The organism is Pseudomonas kielensis, from assembly GCF_014236655.1.
Classification (GTDB): Bacteria; Pseudomonadota; Gammaproteobacteria; order Pseudomonadales; family Pseudomonadaceae; genus Aquipseudomonas; species Aquipseudomonas kielensis.
In genome coordinates this window covers 45,791-69,872 of record NZ_JACMYG010000014.1, presented here as the reverse complement: position 1 = coordinate 69,872, position 24,082 = coordinate 45,791, and the positions used below count along the sequence as shown (strand labels likewise).

Below are 24,082 nucleotides of genomic sequence, written 5' to 3'. Positions count from 1 at the left end.
TTACTTCTCAGGCATTGGCATCGGAAACGGCATGACATTGCCGACCGCGCCACGGGCTTCGCTGATTTTTGGCGTGCCCAGGCGCTCGACCTCGTCGATGCGCACAATCGAATGCATCGGCACAAAACTGCGCACCACGCCTTCGAACTGCGCCTTGAGCTTCTCTTCGCTCGGATCGACGACCACTTGCGTGCGCTCGCCAAAGACGAACTCTTCCACTTCCAGGAAGCCCCACAGATCACTTTGATAGATCTGCTTGGCGTACATTTCGAACACCTGGCCCTGGTTGAGGAAAATCACCTTGTAGATTGGAGCTTCACGTTTGGTCATGGTGGGCGGGTAACACATCGAGGGATAAAAATGAGGGCGCGAACTATAGCATAGCCGCTGGACGCACGACGGTAGGAACCTGAGGACTTGTTCCCTATAATGCGCGGTTCTTTGAATCACGTGATGAACCCGTCCATGGCCAAGAAGCTTTACATCGAAACCCACGGTTGCCAGATGAACGAGTACGACAGCTCGCGCATGGTTGATCTGCTGGGTGAACACCAGGCCCTGGAAGTGACCGCCCGCGCCGAAGACGCAGACGTGATTCTGCTCAACACCTGCTCGATCCGCGAACGTGCCCAGGACCGGGTGTACTCCCAGTTGGGCCGCTGGCGTGAGCTGAAGCTGGCCAACCCGGAGATGGTGATCGCCGTCGGCGGCTGCGTGGCCAGCCAGGAAGGCGCCGCCATCCGCGACCGCGCCCCCTATGTCGACGTGGTTTTCGGCCCGCAGACCCTGCACCGCCTGCCGGAAATGATCGACGCCGCGCGGATCACCAAACTGCCGCAGGTCGACGTCTCGTTCCCGGAAATCGAAAAATTCGATCACCTGCCCGAACCGCGCATCGACGGCCCGAGCGCCTATGTCTCGGTGATGGAAGGCTGCAGCAAGTACTGCACCTTCTGCGTGGTGCCCTACACCCGTGGCGAAGAAGTCAGCCGGCCGTTCGATGACGTGATCGCCGAGATCATTCACCTGGCCGAGAATGGCGTGCGTGAAGTGACCCTGCTGGGGCAGAACGTCAACGGTTACCGCGGCACCACCCACGACGGGCGCCTGGCTGACCTGGCCGAGCTGATCCGGGTGGTGGCGGCGGTCGACGGCATCGACCGTATCCGCTACACCACGTCCCACCCGCTGGAGTTTTCCGATAGCCTGATCCAGGCCCACGCCGACGTACCGGAGCTGGTCAAGCACCTGCACTTGCCGGTGCAATCGGGTTCGGACCGAATCCTCTCGGCCATGAAGCGCAACCACACCGCACTTGAGTACAAGTCCAAGCTGCGCAAATTGCGCGCCGCCGTGCCGGGCATCTGCATCAGCTCGGACTTCATCGTCGGCTTCCCGGGTGAAACCGAGAAAGACTTCGAACAGACCATGAAGCTGATCGAAGACGTTGGCTTCGACTTCTCCTACTCGTTCGTCTACAGCCAGCGCCCGGGCACCCCGGCCGCCGACCTCGCCGACGACACGCCGGAAGAACTGAAAAAACAGCGCCTGAACGCCCTGCAGCATCGCCTCAATCAGCAAGGCTTCGAAATCAGCCGACAAATGGTCGGCTCGATCCAGCGGATCCTGGTCACCGACTACTCGAAAAAAGACCCTGGCGAACTGCAGGGGCGCACCGAGAACAACCGCATCGTCAACTTCCGCTGCGACACACCGACCCTCATCGGCCAGTTCGCCGACGTGCACATCGACGCCGCACAGCCACACTCGCTGCGGGGTTCGCTGATCCAATAACACCGCCGATCACTGTAGGAGCCGAGCTTGCTCGCGATTGCGATCTGACATTCAGCAAATGTGTCGTCTGTCACGCCGCCATCGCGAGCAAGCTCGCTCCCACAGGGACTGCGTACGACGTTGGTTATTTAAGAGCTTTCGCACCCAGGCCACTGGCGTTATCCTTGATTTCATCTTAATTGCCCAAGGGCGGCTGAAAACAACCTTGAACGCACCCATAGAACCGCATCGTTTTATCCTCGAGCCCTTTGAGGCTCACCGCTTCGCCAATCTGTGCGGGCAATTCGACGAGCATTTGCGCTTGATCGAACAGCGCCTGGCGATCGTGATCCGCAACCGCGGCAATCAGTTCGAACTGATCGGCGAGCTCAAGCACACCACCTGGGCGGAAAACCTGCTGCGCCGTCTCTACCGCGAAACCAAGGGTAGCGAGCTGTCGCCGGACATGGTTCACCTGTTCCTGCAGGAATCGGCCGTCGAAGAGCTGGACAACCACGCCCCCGCCGAACCCGCCGTAGCCTTGCGCACCAAAAAAGGCATGATTCGCCCTCGCGGCTTGAATCAGCAGCGCTACGTGAAGGAAATCCTCGCTAACGACATCAACTTCGGGATCGGCCCGGCCGGTACCGGCAAGACCTACCTGGCTGTCGCCTGCGCGGTAGATGCCCTGGAGCGCGAGCAGATTCGCCGCATCCTGCTGGTGCGCCCGGCGGTCGAAGCGGGCGAGAAACTCGGCTTCCTGCCGGGCGACCTGTCGCAGAAGATCGACCCTTACCTGCGCCCCCTGTACGACGCCCTGTATGAAATGCTCGGTTTCGAATACGTGGCCAAGCTGATCGAACGCCAGGTAATCGAGGTCGCGCCGCTGGCCTACATGCGCGGACGTACGCTGAACAACAGCTTCATCATCCTCGACGAAAGCCAGAACACCACCGTGGAACAGATGAAAATGTTCCTGACCCGGATCGGCTTTGGCTCCACGGCGGTCATCACCGGCGACATCACCCAGGTCGATCTGCCCAAGGGCACCAAGTCCGGACTCAACCACGTGATTGAAGTGCTCGAGGACGTACCGGGTATCAGCTTTACTCACTTCAAGCCCAAAGACGTGGTGCGCCACCCGCTGGTGCAGCGCATAGTCGAAGCCTACGAGCGCTTCGAAAATCGCGCTGTACCCGACGCCCCGAAGGACAACCGCCGCGATGCTTGAGCTTGACCTGCAGCTTGCCAGCCAGGGCAATGCCCCCAGCGAAGCCCAACTCCGTCAATGGTGCGAGCTGGCCCTGCGCCAGCGCACGGCCGACTCGGAAATGACCATTCGCCTGGTCGACGAAGCCGAAGGCCGTGAGCTCAATCACACCTGGCGTCAGAAAGATTACGCAACTAACGTCCTGTCGTTCCCGGCCGACGTGCCCGACGAGTTTCTCGACATCCCACTGCTGGGCGATCTGGTGATCTGCGTGGCCGTGGTCGAGCGTGAAGCCGCCGAGCAAGGCAAGGCGCTGGACGCCCACTGGGCCCACCTGGTGATTCACGGCTGCTTGCATCTGCTTGGTTACGACCATATAGATGACGAGGAAGCCGAGGAAATGGAAGCACTGGAACGAACGTTGCTTGCTGAACTGGGTCATCCGGACCCTTATGCAGACGACGAAAACGAACTATCCCCTACTGTTACAACAAAGGATTCAGAGTAATCGCTATGAGCGAAGATCGATCGAGCAACGGGCAGAAGTCATGGCTGGGTAAGCTCACCCAGGCTTTTGCCCACGAGCCGAAGAACCGTCAGGAGCTCCTGGAGCTGCTGCGCGATGCCCATCAGAACAAGTTGCTGGACAGCGAAGCGCTGGCCATCGTCGAAGGCGCCATCCAGGTGGCTGACCTGCAAGTGCGCGACATCATGGTGCCGCGCTCGCAGATGGTCAGCATCAAGGCGACCCAGACTCCCCGTGAGTTCCTGCCAGCCGTGGTCGACTCGGCTCACTCGCGCTATCCGGTGATCGGCGAAAGCCACGATGACGTGATGGGCGTGTTGCTGGCCAAGGACTTGCTGCCGTTGATCCTCAAGGAAAATGGCGACAGCTTCAACATCAAGGACCTGCTGCGCCCGGCCACCTTCGTACCGGAGTCCAAGCGCCTGAACGTGTTGCTGCGCGAGTTTCGCGCCAACCATAACCACATGGCCATCGTCATCGACGAGTACGGCGGAGTGGCAGGCCTGGTGACCATCGAAGACGTGCTGGAACAGATCGTCGGCGACATCGAAGACGAGCACGATGTCGAAGAAGACAGCTACATCAAGCCTCTGCCCAGCGGCGACTTCCTGATCAAAGCCCTGACGCCGATCGAGAACTTCAACGAGTTCTTCGACAGCGAATTCTCCGACGACGAATTCGACACCGTGGGCGGCCTGGTGATGAGCGCGTTCGGGCATCTGCCAAAACGTAACGAAATCACGGAAATCGGCGCCTATCGCTTCCGCATCCTCAATGCCGATAGCCGTCGTATCCACTTGCTGCGCCTGACACCTATCGCCCGGTAACCCCTAAGGATCGAAATGCGCTGGATAACCCGCCCCGGCTGGCCCGGTAACCTGCTGGCCGTGGCGGCCGGTGCAATCACCACCCTGGCGCTGGCGCCGTTCGATATCTGGCCGCTGGCGCTGCTGGCGGCCGGGTTGTTCTACGCCGGCCTGCGCCAACTTAGCCCGCGCCAGGCACTGGGACGCGGCTGGTGCTTCGGTTTCGGCCTGTTCGGCGCCGGTACCAGCTGGATCTACTACAGCATTCACCACTTCGGCGGCGCGTCGATGCTGCTTGCCGGGTTCCTGATGCTGCTGTTCACCGCAGCGATCGCCTGGTTCTTCGCCCTGCCCGCCTGGGTCTGGGCGCGCTGGCTGCGCCGTAACGAAGCGCCGCTGGCCGATGCCCTGGCCTTTGCCGCCTTGTGGGTTGCCCAGGAAGCCTTCCGTGGCTGGTTCCTGACCGGCTTCCCCTGGCTCTATTCCGGCTACAGCCAGCTCGACGGCCCGCTCTCGGGCCTGGCGCCAGTGGGTGGGATGTGGCTGGTGTCGTTCACCATAGCCCTGACCGCGGCACTGCTGTGCAATGCGCCTCGCCTGCTGCGCAACCGCCGCCCAGCCTTCATCGCCGCCGGCGTGGTGCTGCTGGTCGGCCCATGGGCAGCAGGTATCGCGCTCAAGGGCCACGCCTGGACCAGCCCCTCCGGCGAGCCGCTGAGCGTGGCGGCCATTCAGGGCAACGTCGAACAAAGCATGAAGTGGGACCCGGCGCAGCTCAACTCGCAGCTGGCGCTGTACCGCGACATGAGCCTGAGTTCCAAGCGCGTCGACCTGCTGATCTGGCCGGAAACCGCGGTGCCGGTACTCAAGGAGTCCGCCGAGGGCTACCTGAACATGATGGGTACCTTCGCTGCCGAGCGGGATTCGGCGCTGATTACCGGCGTACCGATCCGCCAGGTGGTGCACCAGGAAAAACGCTTCTACAACGGCATTACCGTGGTCGGCGAAGGCGACGGCACCTACCTCAAGCAAAAGCTGGTGCCGTTTGGTGAATATGTGCCCTTGCAGGACGTGCTGCGCGGCCTGATCGCCTTCTTCGACCTGCCGATGTCGGACTTCGCCCGTGGCCCGTCCGACCAGCCGATGCTTCAGGCCAAGGGCTATCAGATCGCCCCGTTCATCTGCTACGAAGTGGTCTACCCGGAGTTTGCCGCGAGCCTGTCAGCGCGCAGTGACCTGCTGCTGACGATCAGCAACGACACCTGGTTCGGCACCTCCATCGGCCCGCTGCAACACCTGCAGATGGCGCAGATGCGCGCACTGGAAGCCGGGCGCTGGATGATTCGGGCAACCAACAATGGCGTCACCGGGCTGATCGACCCATTCGGCAAGATCACCGTGCAGATCCCGCAGTTCGAACGCGGCATCCTCTACGGCGAAGTGGTGCCGATGCACAACCTGACACCGTACCTGCAATGGCGCTCGTGGCCGCTGATCGTTCTCTGCCTGCTGCTGTTTGGCTGGGCACTGCTGGCCAGCCGGATGGCCAAGACCGTCTAGAACACCCCACCCCTTGCAGGCGCAGGCTGGTCAGCGCCTGCAGGGGTGCATCGGGCTATCGGTAGAACAGCGTATACCCCGCCTGCCCCACCGCCTCATTCAACAACTGCCCGGAGCGCCAGATCGACTTGAAGGTCGGCAGCCAGCCGCCCAATGGCTCGGCGTTGGCGGTAGCGGTGCCCAAAAAGCCCACCGGGGCCGGTACCACGCTCAATCCCGCAGCCTCAAAGCTCCAGACACTGCGCGGCATGTGCCACGCCTGGGTCACCAGCACAACGCGTTTCAAACCCAATGGCTGCAGCAGTTCGGCGGTGAACTGGGCGTTCTCCCAGGTCGTGCGGCTGCGCCCTTCCTGCCAGCGCACCGTGACCCCAAAATCCTCCTGCAGCGAATCCGACATCAGCTTGGCTTCAGTCGGTGGCGTACCGTAATGCAGGCCGCCACTGGTCAGCACTGGCAAGCCCGAGGCCTTGGCCAGGCGAGCCGCATAGCGCTCACGCTCCAGTGCCACGCCCGTCGGCTGGTCAGAACCCCAGGCTGGATCGCCCCGCTCACGGCCCGCCCCCAGCACCACGATCACGTCCGCGCGCTCGGCCAGGCTCGCCCACTCACCGCGCGCCAGCGCCGGTTCCCGCTCAAGGGCCGTGGCGCCCCATTGCACCACCACCGGCAGGCTCATCAGCCAGAAACCACCGGCACCCAGGACAAAACAAAAGGTTGCCAGGCGCGGCCGGGAACGGCGAAACCACCAGGCAAGAACCAGCAACAGCAAAAGAAGGCCGGGGGGCATGAGCAGTTGTTTGACGAAGTAACGAAAGGGCATCGAGCATCTCCGAAAGATGCCCGAAGCCTAAGTGGGTTGAAGTAAAGCGACAACCAAGGTGACGGACCTTTTCATCAAAAAACCATCACCGGCGACTTCCTGTGCCCGCTCGGGGCGATAAACATGTACCTGATCACTTACTTGACCTGCAGGGACCGGACCTTTACCGCGTCGCTGCCAGGTGCCTTGTCTTTCAACCAGATGACTTTGGCCGAACGAGGGGCATCATTGTGCATCACTGCTGCTGACAAGATTCCATGCGCCTCGCGTTCACTACGGTCCAGATAAGCCTTGATCAGATCGAACTCTGCGGGGCTCAACCCGCGAAGTTCCAGTTCCAGCGGACGCTCATCACGCAACCGCCCGGCGGTCTTTACTGCGTCCAGGGCCACCCCCAGACGATCTATCAGTTTTTCGTACAACTCGGGTTGCGTAACTTTTGTTTGCGACTCAACCATCCCTCACCTCATTGAAGATAAGACCTACTCCCCAACTAGAGCTTAGCTTCGTCGCACAAACCGGCGGTGCGCCGCGACCAACGGCCCCGACTGTGGGTAACGCTGCGCAATCAGGGTTTCCCTAGGCCGAGTACGGTCATGTATGCTACGGCGCTTCCTGTAACTCCACTTCCAGCTCGGCTGGGCATCGAAAACGCCTCATTTGGCGCAATCCGGGTCCAGCGTTGCATTGAAGAGGATTAGGCCACCCCTATTCAGTTCAAAAGTAGCCATGCACGAACAATATCAGCCCCGTGAAATAGAAGCCGCCGCCCAATCATTCTGGGACGAGCAAAAGTCCTTTGAAGTCAGTGAACAGCCAGGCAAGGAGACTTTCTATTGCCTATCGATGTTCCCTTACCCCAGCGGCAAGCTACACATGGGGCACGTGCGCAACTACACCATCGGCGACGTGATCTCCCGCTACCAGCGCATGCTCGGCAAAAACGTCCTGCAACCCATGGGTTGGGACGCCTTCGGCATGCCGGCGGAAAACGCCGCGATGAAGAACAACGTGGCGCCCGCCAAGTGGACCTACGAAAACATCGCCTACATGAAGACCCAACTGCGCAGCCTGGGCCTGGCGGTGGACTGGTCCCGCGAAGTGACCACCTGCAAGCCCGATTACTACCGCTGGGAACAATGGCTGTTCACTCGCCTGTTCGAAAAAGGCGTGATCTACCGCAAGAACGGCACCGTGAACTGGGACCCGATCGACCAGACCGTCCTGGCCAACGAACAGGTGATCGACGGTCGCGGCTGGCGTTCCGGCGCGCTGATCGAAAAGCGCGAAATCCCGATGTACTACTTCAAGATCACCGCCTACGCGGATGAGCTGCTGGAGAGCCTCGACGAACTGACTGGCTGGCCGGAACAGGTCAAGACCATGCAGCGCAACTGGATCGGCAAATCCCGCGGCATGGAAGTGCAGTTCCCGTACAACGTCGATTCGATCGGCGAAGAAGGCACCCTTAAAGTCTTCACCACCCGTCCGGACACTTTGATGGGAGCGACTTACGTCGCCGTGGCCGCCGAGCACCACCTGGCTTCGCTGGCTGCAAAAAACAATCCTGAGCTGCAAGCGTTCATCGCTGAATGCAAGGGCGGCAGCGTCGCTGAAGCCGACGTCGCCACTCAAGAGAAAAAAGGCCTGCCGACCGGCCTGTTCGTCGAGCACCCGCTGACCGGTGAAAAACTGCCGGTGTGGGTCGCCAACTATGTGCTGATGCACTACGGCGATGGCGCTGTAATGGCCGTGCCGGCCCACGACGAACGCGATTTCGAATTCGCCCACAAGTACAACCTGCCAGTCAAATCGGTGGTGCGCACCAGCTCCGGTGACACCAACCCGGCCCCGTGGCAAGACGCCTACGGCGAGCACGGCACGCTGATCAACTCCGGCGAATTTGACGGTCTCGACTTCGTCGGCGCCTTCGACGCCATGGAAGTGGCCCTGATCAAGAAAGAGCTGGGCGCCTCGCGCACCCAGTTCCGCCTGCGCGACTGGGGCATCAGCCGCCAGCGCTATTGGGGCTGCCCGATCCCGATCATCCACTGCGAAACCTGCGGTGACGTGCCCGTGCCGGAAGATCAACTGCCGGTCGTACTGCCCGAAGACGTGGTGCCGGACGGCGCCGGTTCGCCATTGGCGCGCATGCCTGAGTTCTACGAGTGCAGCTGCCCGAAATGCGGCGCACCGGCCAAGCGCGAAACCGACACCATGGACACCTTCGTCGAGTCGTCGTGGTACTACGCCCGCTACGCCTCGCCGCACTTTGAAGGTGGCCTGGTAGAAAAATCCGCGGCCGACCACTGGTTGCCTGTCGACCAGTACATCGGCGGTATCGAACACGCCATTCTGCACCTGCTGTATGCGCGCTTCTTCCACAAGCTGATGCGCGACGAAGGCCTGGTGAGCTCCAACGAGCCGTTCAAGAACCTGCTGACCCAGGGCATGGTGATTGCCGAGACCTACTACCGTCGCGAAGCCAACGGCGCCTACACCTGGTTCAACCCGGCGGACGTCGAGCTGGAGCGCGACAGCAAGGCCAAAGTGATCAGCGCCAAGCTGATCGCCGACGGCCTGCCGGTGGAAATCGGCGGCACCGAGAAGATGGCCAAGTCGAAGAACAACGGCGTTGACCCACAGTCGATGATTGACCAGTTCGGCGCAGACACCTGCCGCCTGTTCATGATGTTCGCCTCGCCACCTGACATGAGCGCGGAATGGTCCGACTCCGGCGTCGAAGGCTCGCACCGCTTCCTCAAGCGCGTCTGGCGCCTGGCGCAAGCGCACATCACCCAGGGCCTGCCGGGCAAGGTGGACGTCGCCGGTCTGAACGACGAACAGAAAGCCATTCGCCGCTCGATCCACCTGGCCATCAAGCAGGCCAGCCACGACGTCGGCCAGAACCACAAATTCAACACCGCCATCGCCCAGGTGATGACGCTGATGAACGTGCTGGAAAAAGCCCCGCAAGGCACCGCACAAGATCGCGCCCTGGTTCAAGAAGGCCTGGAAACCGTGACCTTGCTGCTGGCTCCGATCACCCCGCACATCAGCCACGAGCTGTGGCATCAACTGGGCCACGCTGACGCAGTGATCGACGCCAACTGGCCAGTGCAGGATGACAGCGCCCTGGTCCAGGACAGCCTGACCCTGGTTATCCAGGTCAACGGCAAACTGCGCGGCCAGATCGAAATGCCCGCCAGCGCCACCCGCGAAGAGGTTGAAGCGGCGGCGCGCGCCAACGAAAACGTACTGCGTTTCGTAGACGGCCTGACCATTCGTAAAGTGATCGTGGTACCCGGGAAACTGGTCAACATCGTCGCCAGCTAATTGGAGCAGGTGCCAGGCCCGGCCTGGCACCGAACAAAACCTTTCGGGCGCCATAGCGGCCCACATGGTTTCAAGGGGAGCAACAAGATGATCAAACGCAATCTGCTGGTGATGGGCCTCGCGGTCCTGCTGAGCGCCTGCGGTTTCCAGCTGCGCGGTACCGGTACGACCGAACTGGCAATCAAGGAGCTCGACCTGAGCGCACGTAACGCCTATGGCGAAACCGTGGTCATGATGCGTCAGGTATTGCAAAGCAGCGGCGTCAACGTAGTGGCCGGCGCACCGTACAAACTGGTGTTCACCGACGAACAGACCACCCAGCGCAGCCTGAGCTACTCCGGTGCCGGGCGGACCGCCGAGAACGAGCTGACCACGGTGCTGAACTACCAGATCGTTGGCCAGAACAACCTGTCGCTGATCAGCGACAGGCTGCAGGTGCAGAAGGTTGTCATGCACGATGGCAGCAACATCACCGGCTCCGTTCAGGAAGAAGACGAAGCGCGTAAGGAAATCCGTCGCGACCTGGTGCAGCGCATGATGCTGCGCCTGCAGCAACTGACCCCAGCCCAGCTGGATCAGCTGCAGCAAACCGCTGACGCCCGTGCCAAGGCCGAAGCCGATGCGCTGGAAGCGGCACAGAAGGCTGAAGCGAACACCCCGCGTCAGTCGCCGCTGCAAGTCCCTGCCGAGTAAGTCTTACGGGGCGCCTGTGCGCCCCGTTTGCCCCGCCCTATGAAACTTGCCCCCGCCCAACTCGCCAAACACCTGCAAGGCACCCTCGCGCCGGTCTACATCATCAGCGGCGATGACCCGTTGCTCTGCCAGGAAGCCGCCGACGCGATTCGCGCTGCTGCCCGCCAGCAAGGTTTTGATGAGCGCCAGGTCTTCAGCGCCGATGCCAGCTTTGACTGGGGCACGTTGCTGCAAGCCGGGGCCAGCATGTCGTTGTTTGCCGAAAAACGCCTGCTGGAACTGCGTTTGCCGTCCGGCAAGCCGGGGGACAAGGGTGCCGCGGCCCTGATGGAGTACTGCGCTCGTCCGGCCGAAGATACCTTGCTGCTGATCAGCCTGCCCAAGCTCGACGGCAGTGCGCAGAAAACCAAATGGGGCAAGGCCCTGGTCGAAGGCCCGCAGACTCAGTTCGTGCAGATCTGGCCGGTGGACGCCAACCAGTTACCGCAGTGGATTCGCCAACGCCTGTCCCAGGCCGGGCTCAGCGCCAGCCAGGATGCCGTGGAGCTGATTGCTGCCCGCGTCGAAGGCAACCTGCTGGCGGCCGCCCAGGAGATCGAAAAGCTCAAGTTGATGGCTGAGGGCGGGCAGATCACGGTCGAGACAGTGCAAGCGGCCGTGGCCGATAGCGCGCGCTTCGATGTGTTCGGGCTCACCGACGCGATTCTCAACGGTGAAGCCGCCCACGCCCTGCGAATGCTCGAAGGCTTGCGTGGCGAGGGCGTGGAGCCGCCGGTGATTCTCTGGGCCCTGGCCCGTGAACTGCGTTTGCTGGCCAACCTGTCGCTGCAATACAGCCAGGGCGTGCCGCTGGACAAAGCCTTCAGCCAGGCCCGACCACCGGTCTGGGACAAGCGCAAACCGCTGATGAGCAAGGCCCTGCAACGCTACTCGGCACCGCGCTGGGCGCAACTGCTGCTCGAAGCGCAACGCATCGACGCGCAGATCAAGGGCCAGGCCGCCGGCTCACCGTGGATGAGCCTCAGCCGCCTGTCGTTGCTGATGGCCGGCCAGCGCCTGAACTTGCCTGCCGAGTAAGGCCCTGCTTGCAATCACGCGCGAAAGGTCCTACATATTGTAGGGACTAGACAGATCCCTCACTTCAGCCGATGATTCGCCTCGTCCCCCCCCACCCTTGGAGTCAATCGCCCATGAGCAGAAAACAGCGGCCCAACAAGGCCAAATCCATCGTCGCCCAGCCATTGTTCCGCAGCCGCCAGGAACAACCGGCCAAGGGCAAAGGCAGCTACCGCCGCGAAGCCTTCCAGTCTAAAAGCTGGGAGGCTTCTTACTTTCTGGCCGCGTGAAGCGCAGCACCCCCTCGACATGTTAAGGTCGGCACCTGATTCGTATTCTCTGGACCTGTGCATGCCCTTTAGTATTTCCCGTCGTTGGCACCTGCGCCAACTGATCGCTGCCACAAGCCTCGTTCTGCTTGTCGCCTGCGCGGAAAAACCAACCGCCGCCGACGCCCAACCGCTTCAGACCGTTCCTGTCCCGACCGCACCGGCCGTTGTCGCGCCCGTGGTGCCGACCGGAGACAACCTCGAGATCCAGCCGACCCAGACATTCGAGCAATGGCAGGCCAGCTTCCGCAAGGACGCGCTCGCCGCCGGTGTCAGCCCGAGCCTGTTCGACCGCGCCTTTGCCGGCGTCACGCCGGACATGAGCGTGATCCGCGCCGACCGCAGCCAGCCAGAGTTTTCCCGCCCGGTGTGGGAATACCTCGACGGCGCGCTGTCAGCCCTGCGCGTGCGCCGTGGCCAGGCCCTGCTGGAGCAATACGCCGACACCCTGGGCGCGATCGAACAGCGCTACGGCGTCGACCGCCAGGCACTGGTTTCCGTCTGGGGCATGGAAAGCAACTTCGGCAGCTTCCAGGGCGACAAGTCGGTGATCCGTTCGCTCGCGACCCTGGCCTACGAAGGCCGGCGCCCGGGTTTTGCCCACGCGCAATTGCTGGCCGCGCTGCAGATTCTGCAACAGGGTGATATCGCTCCCGAGAAGATGCTCGGCTCCTGGGCTGGAGCCATGGGCCAGACTCAGTTCATCCCGACCACCTATAACACCCACGCCGTGGACTTCGATGGCGACGGTCGCCGCGACATCTGGGGCAGCCCGGCCGATGCGCTGGCGTCCACCGCCCACTACCTGCAAAGCTCCGGCTGGCAGAAAGGCCAGCCGTGGGGCTTTGAAGTCGAGGTACCGAGCAGCTTCAACTACTCCCTGGCCGACGGTGCAATTCGCAAAACCGTCGCCGAATGGACACAACTGGGCGTCAAGCTGCCCAACGGCGCCAGCGTGCCAGCCGGCTCCGAACAACTGTCCGCCGCCCTGCTACTGCCAGCCGGTTACCGTGGCCCGGCGTTCCTGATCCTCGATAACTTCCGCGCAGTGCTCAAGTACAACAACTCGTCGTCCTACGCTCTGGCCGTCAACCTGTTGTCCCAGCGCTTCAGCGGTGGCGGCCGGATCAACGGCCAATGGCCCAAGGATGACCTGCCGCTGAGCCGTTCCGAGCGCATTGAATTGCAGAACCTGCTGAGCACCCACAACTACGACGCAGGCAACCCCGACGGCATCATCGGCGCCAATACCCGCAAGGCCATTCGCGCAGCACAACAGTCATTCGGCTGGCCGGCGGACGGCTACCCGACGCACAAACTGCTGGACGCCCTGCGCAGCCGTTGAACCCATCGCGGGCAAGCTCGCACCCACACAGGTCTGTGTGGGTGCTTGCAACATCTGCAAGCGTCCAGCATCAATTGTGAGCCTGGTCGGTCTCTAGCGCCTGAGCACCACATCCTGCTCCAGCACCAGGCTCTTGCCCCCCGCATCCAGCGTCACCAATGCGCCCATCGGCAAGCTCAGGTTCGGGTCGCAATGGCCACTGCGCCAACCGGCCAGCACCGGGATGGCGAACGGCGCGAAGGTCTGCTTGAGCAGGCGCGCCAGGGCATCGCGCTCAACCCCCGCCACATCCCCCACCAGCACCCCGCGCAAACGACTGAGTTTGCCGGCAAGACGCAGGTGCGTCAGCAAGCGATCGATGCGATACAGCGGCTCGTTGATGTCTTCGATGAACAGAATGATCCCGTCGGCGTCGATTTCGAACGGCGTGCCCATGGTGGCCGCAATCATCGAAAGGTTACCGCCCAGCAGTCGCCCCTGGGCGATGCCTGGTTCGAGGGTGGTCAATGGGTAGGCCACCGGGTGCGCCAGCCGACTGCCGGCCGTCAGTTGCCCTCTGAGCAGGCTGAACAACGACGCCTCGGTCGGCGCCTGCTTGCCCCCCAGCAGGTCGGCATTGAGCATCGGCCCGTGAAAGGTGACAAACCCCGCATAGCGGCTGATCGCCAGGTGCAAGGCGGTGATGTCGCTGTAGCCGACAAACGGTTTGGCATGCCGGCGCAGCAGCTCATAGTCGATCCGGTCGAGCAGGCGTGGGCTGCCATAACCGCCGCGCAGGCACAGGATGGCGTCGATCGTCGGGTCGCTGAACGCCTGGTGCAGGTCATTGAGGCGCACCTCATCGCTGCCGGCCAGGTAGCCGTCCTTCTCCAGGACCCCGGGATAGATCTTTAGCGAGTAACCGCGCGTGCGCATCCAGAGCAGCGCCTGTTCGGTATCCAGTGCCGCCGGACCTGCTGGCGCAATGACTGCAATGCGACCGGCGGCAGGCAATGCCGGGACGGCGGTATGTGGCACAACGATGGCGGTAGAGCGAGTGGTCATCCGTGATTCCTCCCAATGACCCGATTAAAAAAAAGCCCGCAAAGCGCTAACCTTGCGGGCCCTTGGTGTTTCACACAGCGGTCAGGACGACATCAGCTCGGCCTTGACCAGCTTGGCCTGCTCGTCCGCGTGGTACGAGGAACGCACCAGCGGGCCGGAAGCAACGTTCTTGAAGCCCATTTTGTAACCTTCCTCGGCGAACCAGGCGAAGGTGTCCGGGTGCACAAAACGCTGCACCGGCAAGTGGCTGCGCGACGGCTGCAGGTATTGGCCCAGGGTCAGCATGTCGATGTCGTGTTCGCGCATGCGCTTCATGACTTCGATGACTTCTTCGTCGGTTTCGCCCAGGCCCAGCATCAAGCCGGACTTGGTCGGAATGTGCGGCATCATCTGCTTGAATTTCTGCAGCAGGGTCAGCGACCACTGGTAGTCCGAACCCGGGCGTGCGGCCTTGTACAGGCGTGGCACGGTTTCCAGGTTGTGGTTGAACACATCCGGTGGCTCGGCCGCGGTGATGGCCAGCGCCACGTCCATGCGCCCACGGTAGTCGGGGACCAGGGTTTCGAGCTGGACGTTCGGCGACAGCTTGCGGATCTCGCGGATGCAGTCGGCAAAGTGCTGGGCACCGCCGTCACGCAGGTCGTCGCGGTCGACCGAAGTGATCACCACGTACTTGAGTTTCAGGTCGGCGATGGCAATGGCCAGGCTTTCTGGCTCGTTGACGTCCAGTGGTTTCGGACGGCCGTGGCCGACGTCGCAGAACGGGCAACGACGGGTGCAGATGTCGCCCATGATCATGAAGGTCGCGGTGCCGCCAGAGAAGCACTCGCCCAGGTTCGGGCAGGAAGCCTCTTCACAGACGCTGTGCAGCTTGTGTTTGCGCAGAAGGGCCTTGATGCGGTCGACTTCCGGGGAAACCGGGATGCGCACGCGAATCCAGTCCGGCTTCTTCGGCAGTTCGGTGGTCGGAATGATCTTTACCGGGATGCGTGCAACCTTCTCGGCGCCGCGCAGCTTAACGCCGGCTTCAACCTTGGCACGCGGGGCCGCACGCTCGGTGACATCCAGCGTCGGGATCATGGTTTGCACTGCATCAGTAGTCATATCAGTCGATTCCGCCCGTTAGGGTCGTCTGCTCAGCATAGTCGAGGTGTTTGACGAGCTGCGCGCGCAGCCGGGCACTTACCTCGGCAAATTCTATCGGCCCTGTATGGTCACGCAGCTGAGTCATTGCCAGCCCGGCGTAGCCACAGGGGTTAATCCGTCGGAACGGTTCAAGGTCCATATCCACGTTCAGGGCCAGGCCATGAAAGGAGCAACCGTGGCGGATCCGCAGCCCCAGAGAGGCGATTTTTGCACCATTGACGTAGACCCCCGGTGCATCCGGCTTGGCCACGGCGGTAACACCATAGCTGGCCAGCAACTCGATCAGGCAGCGTTCCATCCGGCTGACCAGGTCCCGCACGCCGAACCCCAGCTTGCGCACATCCAGCAGCAGGTACGCGACCAACTGCCCCGGACCGTGGTAGGTCACTTGGCCGCCGCGGTCGACCTGCACCACCGGAATGTCCCCCGGCAGCAGCAGGTGCTCGGCCTTGCCGGCCTGACCCTGGGTGAACACCGCCGGGTGCTGGACCAGCCAGATCTCGTCGGCACGCTCGCTGCCACGTTCATTGGTGAAGCGCTGCATGGCCTGCCAGACCGGCTCGTAAGCCAGCTGGCCGAGTTCACGAAAGCCCAGCGGTGCCGTCATCACAGCACCATGTGCACGAAACCGGTAGCGCGCAACTCGCTGTTGATGTCGTAGAGCTGTTCCTGACCGGTGGCGATGATGTGCAGCTGGATGGTCGTGTACTTGCCATTGGTACTCTGGCGTTCGGCCAGGGTCTTGTGGTCTACGGTGGCGTGCTTTTCCAGGATCGCAATGATCTTGTCCTTGAAGCCCACACCGGTGTCGCCGATCACCTTAATCGGGTAATCCGCGCAAGGGAATTCGATCTTTGGCGCCTTTACTTCTGTATCTGTCATGGCGTAACGGCCTCGTAAGCCGTGGCAACGGACATGGCCCCGCTCCAGGTCGGAACGGGGCCATGCAGGTCCACACTAAATCAGTTGAACAAGCCGAAGAAGAATAGACGGATGCTATCCCACATGCGGCGCAAGATACCACCCTCCTCGACGGCGTCCAGCGCGATCAGGTCGGCGCTGTGCACCACCTTGTCGTCCAGCTTGACTTCGACTTTACCGATCACGTCGCCCTTGGCGATTGGCGCGATCAGTTGCGGGTTCATGGTCATGCTGGCAGCGAGCTTCTTCAGCTGGCCTTTTGGCAGAGTCATGGTCAGGTCTTGAGCCAGGCCAGCCTTGACCTGGTTGGTGGTGCCCTTCCAGACAGGAGCCTGGGCCAGCTCGGCGCCCTTCTGGTAGAAGGTCTGGGTTTCGAAGAAGCGGAAGCCGTAGGTCAGCAGCTTCTGGGTTTCAGCTGCACGCGCGGTGTCGCTGTTGGTGCCGAACACCACGGAGACCAGGCGCATGCCATCACGTACCGCCGAGGACACCAGGCAGTAGCCGGCTTCGTCGGTGTGACCGGTTTTCAGACCGTCGACGGTCTTGTCGCGCCACAGCAGCAGGTTGCGGTTAGGTTGCTTGATGCCGTTCCAGAAGAACTCTTTCTGCGAGTAGATCGCGTAGTGAGCCGGGTCTTCGTGGATGATCGCGCGCGCCAGGATCGCCATGTCGTGAGCCGAGGAGTAGTGCTCAGGGTTTGGCAGGCCGGTCGGGTTCATGAAGTGGGTGTTGGTCATACCCAGGTCAGCGGCAGTCTTGTTCATCATGTCGGCGAACGCGTCTTCGCTGCCGGCGATGTGCTCGGCGAGCGCAACACTGGCGTCGTTGCCCGACTGGATGATGATGCCGTGCAGCAGGTCGCTGACCGACACTTGGGAGCCGACCTTGATGAACATCCGCGAACCGCCGGTACGCCAGGCGTTTTCGCTGACGGTCACCGGATCGTTTTCACCGATCTGGCCACGACGGATTTCCAGGGTCGCGATGTACGCGGTCATCAGCTTGGTCAGGCTGGCTGGCGGCAGACGCTGGTCACCGTTGTTCTCGACCAGCACGTTGCCGCTGCTGGCGTCCATGAGCACGTAGGCCTTGGCGGCCAGTTGTGGTGACGACGGCATCATCTCGGCCGCGAAAGCGGACGGCGAGAGGAGCAGCGGGACTAGCAGGCACAGGCGTTTGGCAAAGGTGGTGATGTTCATCCGTCTCTCGAAATCGCTAATGGAAACTGCCCTCGCGGGCAAAACTAATCTGACAACCCTCACGGCACAAGGCCTTGAGGGTGTCGCGTGTTCAGTTGTTCACTCACTGACCCTTGCCGGGCTTTTGTTGTACTACGAGCCAACAACTCAGGTTCACCCCCCAATACTGCAAGCGAACCTTGAATCAGGTGTTACTTACTCGGCCGTCACCAGGCTCGGCGAACCGAGATTGGCCAGGCGCACGCTGTTTTGCACTTGCGTAATCTCACCCGGCGAACCGATAGGCCCCAGGCGAACCCGGTGCAGGGTCTGCTGATTGCGCACGATCGAACTGATGAACACCGGAGCGCTCACCATCCCGCTGAGCTTCGATCTCAGGAGCTCTGCAGCGTCCGGGTTGGCGAACGCGCCCACCTGTAGATACTGGCCAGAGGCTGGTACAGAAGCGTTTTTTTTAGCGTTGATCTGCATCGGCACGACGGCTGCCGCGTGCTGCTGTGGCGGCGGGGTCCATTGTTCGACCTTGCCGGTCGACGTGGTGATGACCGGCCCGCTGTTTTGCGCGATCTGCGGCTCGTTGAGCATCAACGGTGCCGGCCGGCCCTTGGCCGCCCACCACTCTTGCGGGTCGATGCCTTCGACCTTGACTCGCGCTGTACCGGTTTCGGCATAACCGAGTTTCTTCGCCGCGGCGTAGGACAGGTCGATGATGCGGTCGGAATAGAACGGCCCACGGTCGTTGACCCGCAGGACCACCGTGCGTTTGTTGTCCAGGTTGGTCACCCGCACATAGGCAGGCAACGGCAGGGTCTTGTGCGCGGCACTCATGCCGTACAGGTCATAGACCTCGCCATTGGCGGTGTTCTGGCCATGGAACTTGGTGCCATACCAGGACGCCGTCCCCGTCTCGACATAACGCTTGGACTCGGGCATCGGGTAGTAGGTCTTGCCCAGCACGGTGTAGGGGTTGGCCTTGTAGGACCCGGTGTGCAGGGTGGGCGTGGCGTCGGGAATGCGCGACACATCAACATCCCACCACGGCGCGCCGTCCTTGTGGGCTCGGTTGATGTCCAGCCCCGGTGTGGCGCGGACAGCGGTCGGGGCTTTCTGCGGCTGCGGTGCGCGGCTGGTCGAGCAACTGACCATGAGCATCGACAACGCGGTGAAAGCCACCAGCTTCAGGGGTTTGCGGATTGGCAATGCCGGCATTACTTGACGCCCCGTGCTTGGACCAGCTGTTCAGACAACTGATGTACGGCCATGGCGTACATCACGCTGCGGTTATAACGCGTAATCGCGTAAAAATTCTTCAGGCCCATCCAGTATTCAGGGCCATTGTCGCCTTCCAGACGAAACGCGGTGACCGGCATATCGTCGCGCAGCGCATCATGACTCGACCAGCCCAGCGCTCGCAACTCCCCGACGGTTTTCGTCGGTTCGATCCCGGTGGTCAGGCCGTCGTCGACCTGATCGCCCCGCACCTGGGCGAGACTGACCACCGGTTGCCCGGCTTCCCAGCCGTGACGCTTGAAATAGCTGGCGACGCTGCCAATGGCATCATCGGCGTTGGTCCAGATATTAATGTGGCCGTCGCCGTCGAAGTCCACCGCATACGCCCGAAAACTGCTGGGCATGAATTGCGGCAGGCCCATGGCGCCGGCGTAGGAGCCTTTGAGCGTCAGCGGGTCAACCTGCTCTTCGCGCGCCAGCAACAGGAACTCGCGCAATTCCTTGCGGAAGAATTCGGCACGTGGAGGGTAGTCGAAACCCAGGGTCGACAACGCATCGATTACCCGATAATTGCCGGTATTGCGGCCGAAAAACGTCTCGACCCCAATGATCGAGACAATCACCTGGGCCGGCACGCCGTATTCCTGCTCGGCACGGGCCAGCACTGCCTCATGCTGGCGCCAGAAGTCCACGCCGCGGGCAATGCGGGCATCGGTGAGGAACATCGGGCGATATTCCTTCCATTGCTTGACCCGCTCGGCAGGCCGCGAGATGGCGTCGAGAATCGCCTGCTTGCGCTGGGCTTCACGGAACACGCCCATCAGCTGTTCGCCGGCAAAACCGTAGTCGCGGGTCATTTCACCGACAAATTCGGCCACTTGGGGCGAGCCTTCATATTCGCCGGCCAGCGCCATGGGCGCCGTACCAAGGATGCTTACCAGGCCGACCCACGGAGCGTATCGAGTCGCCCAGCCACGCATTACTTGCATTGAACTCTTCACCTTATTCAAACCTGCGCGATCCACTTACGATGGGTATGGATCGACATCAAAACCCCAAACGCTGACAGCAGCGTCACCAGCGAAGTTCCGCCGTAGCTAATGAACGGCAACGGCACCCCTACTACCGGCAACAGGCCACTGACCATACCGATGTTGACGAAAACGTAAACAAAAAACGTCATGGTCAGTGCACCGGCCAGCAATTTGCCAAACAGTGTCTGGGCCTGGGCGGTAATCACCAGGCCACGGCCAATCAGCAGCAGATAGATCAGCAACAGGGCGCAAATGCCCACCAGGCCGAACTCTTCGCCCATCACCGCGATGATGAAGTCGGTGTGGCTTTCCGGCAGGAAGTCCAGGTGCGACTGGGTGCCCAGCAGCCAGCCCTTGCCAAATACCCCGCCGGAGCCGATGGCGGCCTTGGACTGGATGATGTTCCAGCCGGTGCCGAGCGGATCGCTCTCCGGGTCGAGGAAGGTCAGCACGCGCTGCTTCTGGTAGTCGTGCATGACAAAGAACCACATGGCGATCGCCACCGGAACCGTGGCCGCCAGCACGCTGATGATCCAGCGCCAGCGCAGGCCACCCATGAACAGCACGAAAGCGCCGCCAGCGAGGATCAGCAGCGAGGTGCCGAGGTCGGGCTGGCGCACGATCAGGATGAACGGGATGCCGATCAGGATCAGGCTGACCCCGACGTGTTTGAGTTGTGGCGGCAGCGTGCGCTTGGCCAGGTACCAGGCAATGGTTGCCGGCATGATGATCTTCATGAACTCCGAGGGCTGGAAGCGGATCACCCCGGGAATGTTGATCCAGCGCGTCGCCCCCATGGCGTTGTGGCCCATGATGTCGACCACGATCAACAGCACCACGCCGAACACGTAGCCCAGCGGCACCCAACGCGCCATGAAGCGCGGCTCGAACTGGGCGATGATGACCATCGACACCAGGCCGATGCCGAACGAGGTGGCCTGCTTGGCCAGCAGGTCCCAGCTCTTGCCGCTGGCCGAATACAGCACGAACAGGCTGCCGGCCGCCAGAATCAGCAGCAGGATCAGCAGCGGACCGTCGATGTGCATGCGTTGCAACAGCGTCGCACGGCGACGCATCACATCCTCGCTGGAGAGAATGCGATCGAAATTACTCTTCACGGGCCGTAGCCTCCGCGGTATTGGGGCTGGCGAACTCAGGTTTGAGCCGGCCGTCCTGGTCCAGAAGCCAGGCGTCCATGATTTGACGGACTACCGGCGCGGCGACGCCGGAGCCGGACTCGCCGTTCTCGACCATCACCGACACGGTGATTTTCGGGTTGTCGGCGGGTGCGAAACCCACGAACAAGGCGTGGTCGCGATGGCGTTCCTGCACCTTGGAGCGGTCGTACTTCTCGCCCTGCTTGATCGCGACCACCTGAGCGGTACCCGACTTGCCGGCGATCCGGTATTGCGCGCCGATCGCCGCTTTGCGCGCCGTGCCGCGAGCACCGTGCATCACTTGCTGCATGCCATGGTTGACCCGGTTCCAGTCCAGCGGATCGCGCAGGATGATGTCCGGCATCGGGTTGTCGTCCACCGGCTTTTCGCCTTCGATGGTCTTGGCCAGGTGCGGACGAATCCACTTGCCCTTGCTGGCCACCAGTGCCGTGGCCTGGGCCAGCTGCAGCGGGGTGGACTGCATGTAACCCTGGCCAATCCCCAGGATCAGGGTTTCCCCCGGGAACCAGGCCTGGCGGCGAGTAGCGCGCTTCCACTCGCGGGACGGCATCAGCCCCGGCGATTCCTCAAACATGTCCAGCGAGACCTTCTGGCCGATGCCGAACTTGCCCATGTAGGCCGACAACCGATCGATCCCCAGCTTGTGGGCCAGGTCATAGAAGTAGGTGTCGTTGGAACGCATGATCGCCGTGTCGAGGTCGACAAAACCGTCACCGGAGCGGTTCCAGTTACGGTATTTGTGATCGTAGTTGGGCAACTGGTAGTAACCCGGGTCGAACACCCGCGAGGAAGCCGTCACCACCCCGGAGTCCAAGCCGGCAATCGCCACGGCTGGCTTGATGGTCGAACCCGGCGGATACAGGCCACGCAGCACGCGGTTGAACAGCGGTCGGTCGATGGAGTCACGCAACTCGGCATAGGCCTTGAAGCTGATACCGGTGACGAACAGGTTCGGGTCGAAACTCGGCTGGCTGACCATCGCCAGGACTTCGCCGGTGTTCGGGTCCAGGGCTACAACCGCGCCACGACGGCCGCCCAAAGCCGCTTCGGCCGCTTCCTGCAGCTTGATGTCCAGGCTCAGGACGATGTCCTTGCCGGGAATCGGGTCGGTGCGCTTGAGCACCCGCAGCACGCGGCCTCGGGCGTTGGTCTCGACTTCTTCGTAGCCGACCTGGCCGTGCAGCTGGGGCTCGTAGAAACGTTCGATACCGGTCTTGCCGATATGATGGGTGCCGCTGTAGTTCACCGGATCGAGGGTCTTGAGCTCTTTTTCGTTGATCCGCCCCATGTAGCCCACCGAGTGCGCAAAATGCGCGCCCTGAGGGTAATGGCGCACCAACTGGGCAACCACTTCGACGCCTGGCAGGCGGAACTGATTCACCGCAATGCGGGCAATCTGCTCCTCCGTCAGTTCGAAGAGGATCGGCACCGGCTCGAACGGCCGACGCCCCTGGCGCATGCGTTTTTCAAAGATCACCCGGTCCTCGGGCGTCAGCTGCAGCACCTCGACGATCACATCGAGGACCTGCTGCCAGTCGCCGGAGCGTTCGCGGGTCATGCTCAGGCTGAAGCTGGGCCGGTTGTCGGCAATCACTACGCCATTACGGTCGAAGATCAGGCCGCGCGTCGGCGGAATCGGCTGAACGTGGACGCGGTTGTTTTCCGACAGGGTCGAGTGGTACTCGTACTGGATCACCTGCAGAAAATACAGCCGCGCAATCAGCACGCCGATCAGCACCACCACTGCAATTGCCCCGAACACGACACGGCCACGCACCAGACGGGCGTCTTTTTCGTGGTCCTTGATGCGGATCGGCTGGGGCATGAGGGCAGAACTACTTGTGGTAAGGGTGGCCGGACAGAACAGTCCAGGCACGGTACAGCTGTTCGCCGATCAGGATCCGCACCAGCGAGTGCGGCAAGGTCAAGGGCGATAACGACCAGCGCTGATCAGCCCGCGCACAGACTTCCGGCGCCAGCCCCTCGGGGCCGCCGACCATGAAGTTCACCGTGCGCGAGTCCAGGCGCCAGCGATCGAGTTCCACCGCCAGTTGCTCGGTGCTCCACGGTTTGCCGTGGACTTCGAGGGTGACGATGCGCTCGTTCGGCCCGACCTTGGCCAGCATGGCTTCGCCTTCCTGGCGAATGAAACGCGCCACGTCAGCATTCTTGCCCCGGGTGTTGAGCGGTATTTCCACCAGTTCCAGCGCCAGCTCGGACGGAAGACGCTTGGCATATTCATGCCAGCCTTCTTCCACCCACTTGGGCATGCGTGAACCGACGGCGATCAGTCGCAGTCGCACAGCGGTCCCTTATTGCTGGTCTTTGTTGAGCTTGGTGAAGTGCTCATGGGTGTTTTCCGGGCTGTGGTGCGCGGCGCTGGCCGAACGGCTTTGCTCGGCACCGGCCCACAGGCGCTCCAGGTCGTAGAACTGGCGTGCCGAGGCGGTCATCATGTGCACGATGACATCGTCCATGTCCAGCAGGACCCAGTCGCTGTCGCCCTTGCCTTCTTCGCCCAGCGGCTTGACGCCCTGTGCCTTGACCGCTTCGCGGACCTTGTCCAGCATCGCGCCGATCTGGCGGTTGGAGGTACCGGTGGCGATGATCATGAAGTCAGTGATGCTCTGCTTCTCACGAACGTCGATCACCTGGATGTCCTGGGCCTTGACGTCTTCCAGGGCCGCTACGGCAACCTTGACCAGCTCTTCGCCAGCCAGGATCACGCCAGTGTGCGCTTCTACTGGCAGCGGGGCGCTCTTGAACGTGCCTTTACGCTTTACTTTGGTTTGGTCTTTGTCAGTCATATAAAACTCGTTTTGCTCGTATGTTCGGGCGCATCAATACACGTTGTTGCCACGTGCCTTGAGGCA

Annotated in this window: 24 protein-coding genes; 10 read left to right on the top strand and 14 right to left on the bottom strand. The window is 62.0% G+C overall.

All coding sequences use genetic code 11. The features are described 5' to 3' along the window. On the bottom strand, window positions 1-330 hold the full coding sequence (locus H7995_RS15210; protein ID WP_003185742.1) for a DUF1820 family protein: 330 nt from the start codon (window positions 328-330) through the stop codon (window positions 1-3). Window positions 331-465: 135 nt separating this feature from the next. Here H7995_RS15210 and miaB point away from each other — a divergent pair, with 135 nt between their 5' ends. The 5 genes from miaB to lnt all read left to right on the top strand — a co-directional run bounded on the left by miaB (window position 466) and on the right by lnt (window position 5,875). Next, complete coding sequence (gene miaB, locus H7995_RS15205) at window positions 466-1,794, top strand: tRNA (N6-isopentenyl adenosine(37)-C2)-methylthiotransferase MiaB (RefSeq protein WP_166590428.1); 1,329 nt, start codon at window positions 466-468, stop codon at window positions 1,792-1,794. A 205-nt stretch (window positions 1,795-1,999) separates the two neighbouring features. Beyond that, window positions 2,000-3,004, top strand: a complete 1,005-nt coding sequence (locus H7995_RS15200; protein WP_166590429.1) for a PhoH family protein — start codon at window positions 2,000-2,002, stop codon at window positions 3,002-3,004. Beyond that, a complete protein-coding gene (gene ybeY / locus H7995_RS15195; protein WP_185818563.1) occupies window positions 2,997-3,491 on the top strand; it encodes an rRNA maturation RNase YbeY in 495 nt (164 codons plus the stop codon). The genes H7995_RS15200 and ybeY overlap by 8 nt, the downstream gene beginning before the upstream one ends. A gap of 5 nt (window positions 3,492-3,496) precedes the next feature. Continuing rightward, window positions 3,497-4,336 (top strand): CorC family transporter, encoded by an 840-nt coding sequence (locus H7995_RS15190; protein WP_016773041.1) that lies wholly within the window; start codon window positions 3,497-3,499, stop codon window positions 4,334-4,336. A 15-nt stretch (window positions 4,337-4,351) separates the two neighbouring features. After that, window positions 4,352-5,875 (top strand): apolipoprotein N-acyltransferase, encoded by a 1,524-nt coding sequence (gene lnt / locus H7995_RS15185; RefSeq protein ID WP_182342446.1) that lies wholly within the window; start codon window positions 4,352-4,354, stop codon window positions 5,873-5,875. 55 nt (window positions 5,876-5,930) lie between these two features. Here lnt and H7995_RS15180 read toward each other — a convergent pair whose 3' ends face one another. Then, window positions 5,931-6,698: a YdcF family protein gene (locus tag H7995_RS15180; RefSeq protein WP_182342449.1), complete on the bottom strand. Its 768-nt coding sequence runs from the start codon at window positions 6,696-6,698 to the stop codon at window positions 5,931-5,933. Window positions 6,699-6,835: 137 nt separating this feature from the next. After that, window positions 6,836-7,156 carry a hypothetical protein gene (locus H7995_RS15175; protein ID WP_166590433.1) on the bottom strand — a complete coding sequence of 107 codons (321 nt, stop codon included), beginning with the start codon at window positions 7,154-7,156 and terminating at the stop codon, window positions 6,836-6,838. 271 nt (window positions 7,157-7,427) lie between these two features. Here H7995_RS15175 and leuS point away from each other — a divergent pair, with 271 nt between their 5' ends. The 5 genes from leuS to H7995_RS15150 all read left to right on the top strand — a co-directional run bounded on the left by leuS (window position 7,428) and on the right by H7995_RS15150 (window position 13,457). After that, window positions 7,428-10,034, top strand: coding sequence for a leucine--tRNA ligase (gene leuS / locus H7995_RS15170; RefSeq protein ID WP_182342453.1), 2,607 nt, complete (start codon window positions 7,428-7,430; stop codon window positions 10,032-10,034). A gap of 87 nt (window positions 10,035-10,121) precedes the next feature. Continuing rightward, complete coding sequence (locus tag H7995_RS15165) at window positions 10,122-10,727, top strand: LPS-assembly lipoprotein LptE (RefSeq protein WP_166590435.1); 606 nt, start codon at window positions 10,122-10,124, stop codon at window positions 10,725-10,727. 39 nt (window positions 10,728-10,766) lie between these two features. After that, the gene (gene holA / locus H7995_RS15160) at window positions 10,767-11,804 is read left to right on the top strand and encodes a DNA polymerase III subunit delta (RefSeq protein ID WP_166590436.1); all 1,038 of its coding nucleotides are present in this window, start codon (window positions 10,767-10,769) and stop codon (window positions 11,802-11,804) included. Between the two features lie 113 nt (window positions 11,805-11,917). Continuing rightward, window positions 11,918-12,073: an alternative ribosome rescue factor ArfA gene (arfA, locus tag H7995_RS15155; protein WP_095166318.1), complete on the top strand. Its 156-nt coding sequence runs from the start codon at window positions 11,918-11,920 to the stop codon at window positions 12,071-12,073. A gap of 61 nt (window positions 12,074-12,134) precedes the next feature. Next, on the top strand, window positions 12,135-13,457 hold the full coding sequence (locus H7995_RS15150) for a lytic murein transglycosylase (protein ID WP_166590437.1): 1,323 nt from the start codon (window positions 12,135-12,137) through the stop codon (window positions 13,455-13,457). A gap of 93 nt (window positions 13,458-13,550) precedes the next feature. On the opposite strand, the gene H7995_RS15145 is transcribed toward H7995_RS15150, so the two are convergent. From H7995_RS15145 to rsfS, 11 genes are all read right to left on the bottom strand, one after another. Continuing rightward, entirely contained in the window at window positions 13,551-14,501 is a 951-nt protein-coding gene (locus tag H7995_RS15145) for a S66 peptidase family protein (protein ID WP_166590438.1), read from the bottom strand. An 81-nt stretch (window positions 14,502-14,582) separates the two neighbouring features. Further along, window positions 14,583-15,605 carry a lipoyl synthase gene (lipA, locus tag H7995_RS15140; protein ID WP_371927842.1) on the bottom strand — a complete coding sequence of 341 codons (1,023 nt, stop codon included), beginning with the start codon at window positions 15,603-15,605 and terminating at the stop codon, window positions 14,583-14,585. A 1-nt stretch (window position 15,606) separates the two neighbouring features. Then, the gene (gene lipB / locus H7995_RS15135) at window positions 15,607-16,254 is read right to left on the bottom strand and encodes a lipoyl(octanoyl) transferase LipB (RefSeq protein WP_166590439.1); all 648 of its coding nucleotides are present in this window, start codon (window positions 16,252-16,254) and stop codon (window positions 15,607-15,609) included. After that, window positions 16,254-16,529, bottom strand: a complete 276-nt coding sequence (locus tag H7995_RS15130) for a DUF493 domain-containing protein (RefSeq protein WP_008152827.1) — start codon at window positions 16,527-16,529, stop codon at window positions 16,254-16,256. The genes lipB and H7995_RS15130 overlap by 1 nt, the downstream gene beginning before the upstream one ends. 80 nt (window positions 16,530-16,609) lie before the next feature. After that, window positions 16,610-17,767: a D-alanyl-D-alanine carboxypeptidase family protein gene (locus H7995_RS15125; RefSeq protein WP_166590440.1), complete on the bottom strand. Its 1,158-nt coding sequence runs from the start codon at window positions 17,765-17,767 to the stop codon at window positions 16,610-16,612. 195 nt (window positions 17,768-17,962) lie between these two features. Continuing rightward, window positions 17,963-18,919 (bottom strand): septal ring lytic transglycosylase RlpA family protein, encoded by a 957-nt coding sequence (locus tag H7995_RS15120; protein ID WP_371927845.1) that lies wholly within the window; start codon window positions 18,917-18,919, stop codon window positions 17,963-17,965. Window positions 18,920-18,975: 56 nt separating this feature from the next. Continuing rightward, on the bottom strand, window positions 18,976-19,986 hold the full coding sequence (gene mltB / locus H7995_RS15115; RefSeq protein ID WP_182342461.1) for a lytic murein transglycosylase B: 1,011 nt from the start codon (window positions 19,984-19,986) through the stop codon (window positions 18,976-18,978). 17 nt (window positions 19,987-20,003) lie between these two features. Then, a complete protein-coding gene (gene rodA / locus H7995_RS15110) occupies window positions 20,004-21,107 on the bottom strand; it encodes a rod shape-determining protein RodA (RefSeq protein ID WP_166590487.1) in 1,104 nt (367 codons plus the stop codon). A gap of 31 nt (window positions 21,108-21,138) precedes the next feature. Beyond that, window positions 21,139-23,034: a penicillin-binding protein 2 gene (gene mrdA / locus H7995_RS15105; protein ID WP_166590443.1), complete on the bottom strand. Its 1,896-nt coding sequence runs from the start codon at window positions 23,032-23,034 to the stop codon at window positions 21,139-21,141. 10 nt (window positions 23,035-23,044) lie between these two features. Then, window positions 23,045-23,512: a 23S rRNA (pseudouridine(1915)-N(3))-methyltransferase RlmH gene (gene rlmH, locus H7995_RS15100; RefSeq protein ID WP_185818562.1), complete on the bottom strand. Its 468-nt coding sequence runs from the start codon at window positions 23,510-23,512 to the stop codon at window positions 23,045-23,047. A 9-nt stretch (window positions 23,513-23,521) separates the two neighbouring features. Then, complete coding sequence (gene rsfS / locus H7995_RS15095; RefSeq protein WP_166590444.1) at window positions 23,522-24,016, bottom strand: ribosome silencing factor; 495 nt, start codon at window positions 24,014-24,016, stop codon at window positions 23,522-23,524. Between the last annotated feature and the right edge of the window lie 66 nt (window positions 24,017-24,082).

Excerpts from the sequence above, each read along its gene's own strand:
- mltB (WP_182342461.1), bottom strand. The coding sequence starts at position 19,986 with ATGCAAGTAATGCGTGGCTGGGCGACTCGATACGCTCCGTGGGTCGGC.
- rsfS (WP_166590444.1), bottom strand. The coding sequence starts at position 24,016 with ATGACTGACAAAGACCAAACCAAAGTAAAGCGTAAAGGCACGTTCAAG.
- arfA (WP_095166318.1), top strand. The coding sequence starts at position 11,918 with ATGAGCAGAAAACAGCGGCCCAACAAGGCCAAATCCATCGTCGCCCAG.
- H7995_RS15180 (WP_182342449.1), bottom strand. The coding sequence starts at position 6,698 with ATGCCCTTTCGTTACTTCGTCAAACAACTGCTCATGCCCCCCGGCCTT.
- H7995_RS15150 (WP_166590437.1), top strand. The coding sequence starts at position 12,135 with ATGCCCTTTAGTATTTCCCGTCGTTGGCACCTGCGCCAACTGATCGCT.
- H7995_RS15165 (WP_166590435.1), top strand. The coding sequence starts at position 10,122 with ATGATCAAACGCAATCTGCTGGTGATGGGCCTCGCGGTCCTGCTGAGC.
- holA (WP_166590436.1), top strand. The coding sequence starts at position 10,767 with ATGAAACTTGCCCCCGCCCAACTCGCCAAACACCTGCAAGGCACCCTC.
- miaB (WP_166590428.1), top strand. The coding sequence starts at position 466 with ATGGCCAAGAAGCTTTACATCGAAACCCACGGTTGCCAGATGAACGAG.
- ybeY (WP_185818563.1), top strand. The coding sequence starts at position 2,997 with ATGCTTGAGCTTGACCTGCAGCTTGCCAGCCAGGGCAATGCCCCCAGC.
- mrdA (WP_166590443.1), bottom strand. The coding sequence starts at position 23,034 with ATGCCCCAGCCGATCCGCATCAAGGACCACGAAAAAGACGCCCGTCTG.
- H7995_RS15145 (WP_166590438.1), bottom strand. The coding sequence starts at position 14,501 with ATGACCACTCGCTCTACCGCCATCGTTGTGCCACATACCGCCGTCCCG.
- H7995_RS15125 (WP_166590440.1), bottom strand. The coding sequence starts at position 17,767 with ATGAACATCACCACCTTTGCCAAACGCCTGTGCCTGCTAGTCCCGCTG.
- H7995_RS15175 (WP_166590433.1), bottom strand. The coding sequence starts at position 7,156 with ATGGTTGAGTCGCAAACAAAAGTTACGCAACCCGAGTTGTACGAAAAA.
- H7995_RS15130 (WP_008152827.1), bottom strand. The coding sequence starts at position 16,529 with ATGACAGATACAGAAGTAAAGGCGCCAAAGATCGAATTCCCTTGCGCG.
- H7995_RS15190 (WP_016773041.1), top strand. The coding sequence starts at position 3,497 with ATGAGCGAAGATCGATCGAGCAACGGGCAGAAGTCATGGCTGGGTAAG.
- leuS (WP_182342453.1), top strand. The coding sequence starts at position 7,428 with ATGCACGAACAATATCAGCCCCGTGAAATAGAAGCCGCCGCCCAATCA.
- rodA (WP_166590487.1), bottom strand. The coding sequence starts at position 21,107 with ATGCGTCGCCGTGCGACGCTGTTGCAACGCATGCACATCGACGGTCCG.
- H7995_RS15120 (WP_371927845.1), bottom strand. The coding sequence starts at position 18,919 with ATGCTCATGGTCAGTTGCTCGACCAGCCGCGCACCGCAGCCGCAGAAA.
- lipB (WP_166590439.1), bottom strand. The coding sequence starts at position 16,254 with ATGACGGCACCGCTGGGCTTTCGTGAACTCGGCCAGCTGGCTTACGAG.
- H7995_RS15210 (WP_003185742.1), bottom strand. The coding sequence starts at position 330 with ATGACCAAACGTGAAGCTCCAATCTACAAGGTGATTTTCCTCAACCAG.
- lipA (WP_371927842.1), bottom strand. The coding sequence starts at position 15,605 with ATGACTACTGATGCAGTGCAAACCATGATCCCGACGCTGGATGTCACC.
- lnt (WP_182342446.1), top strand. The coding sequence starts at position 4,352 with ATGCGCTGGATAACCCGCCCCGGCTGGCCCGGTAACCTGCTGGCCGTG.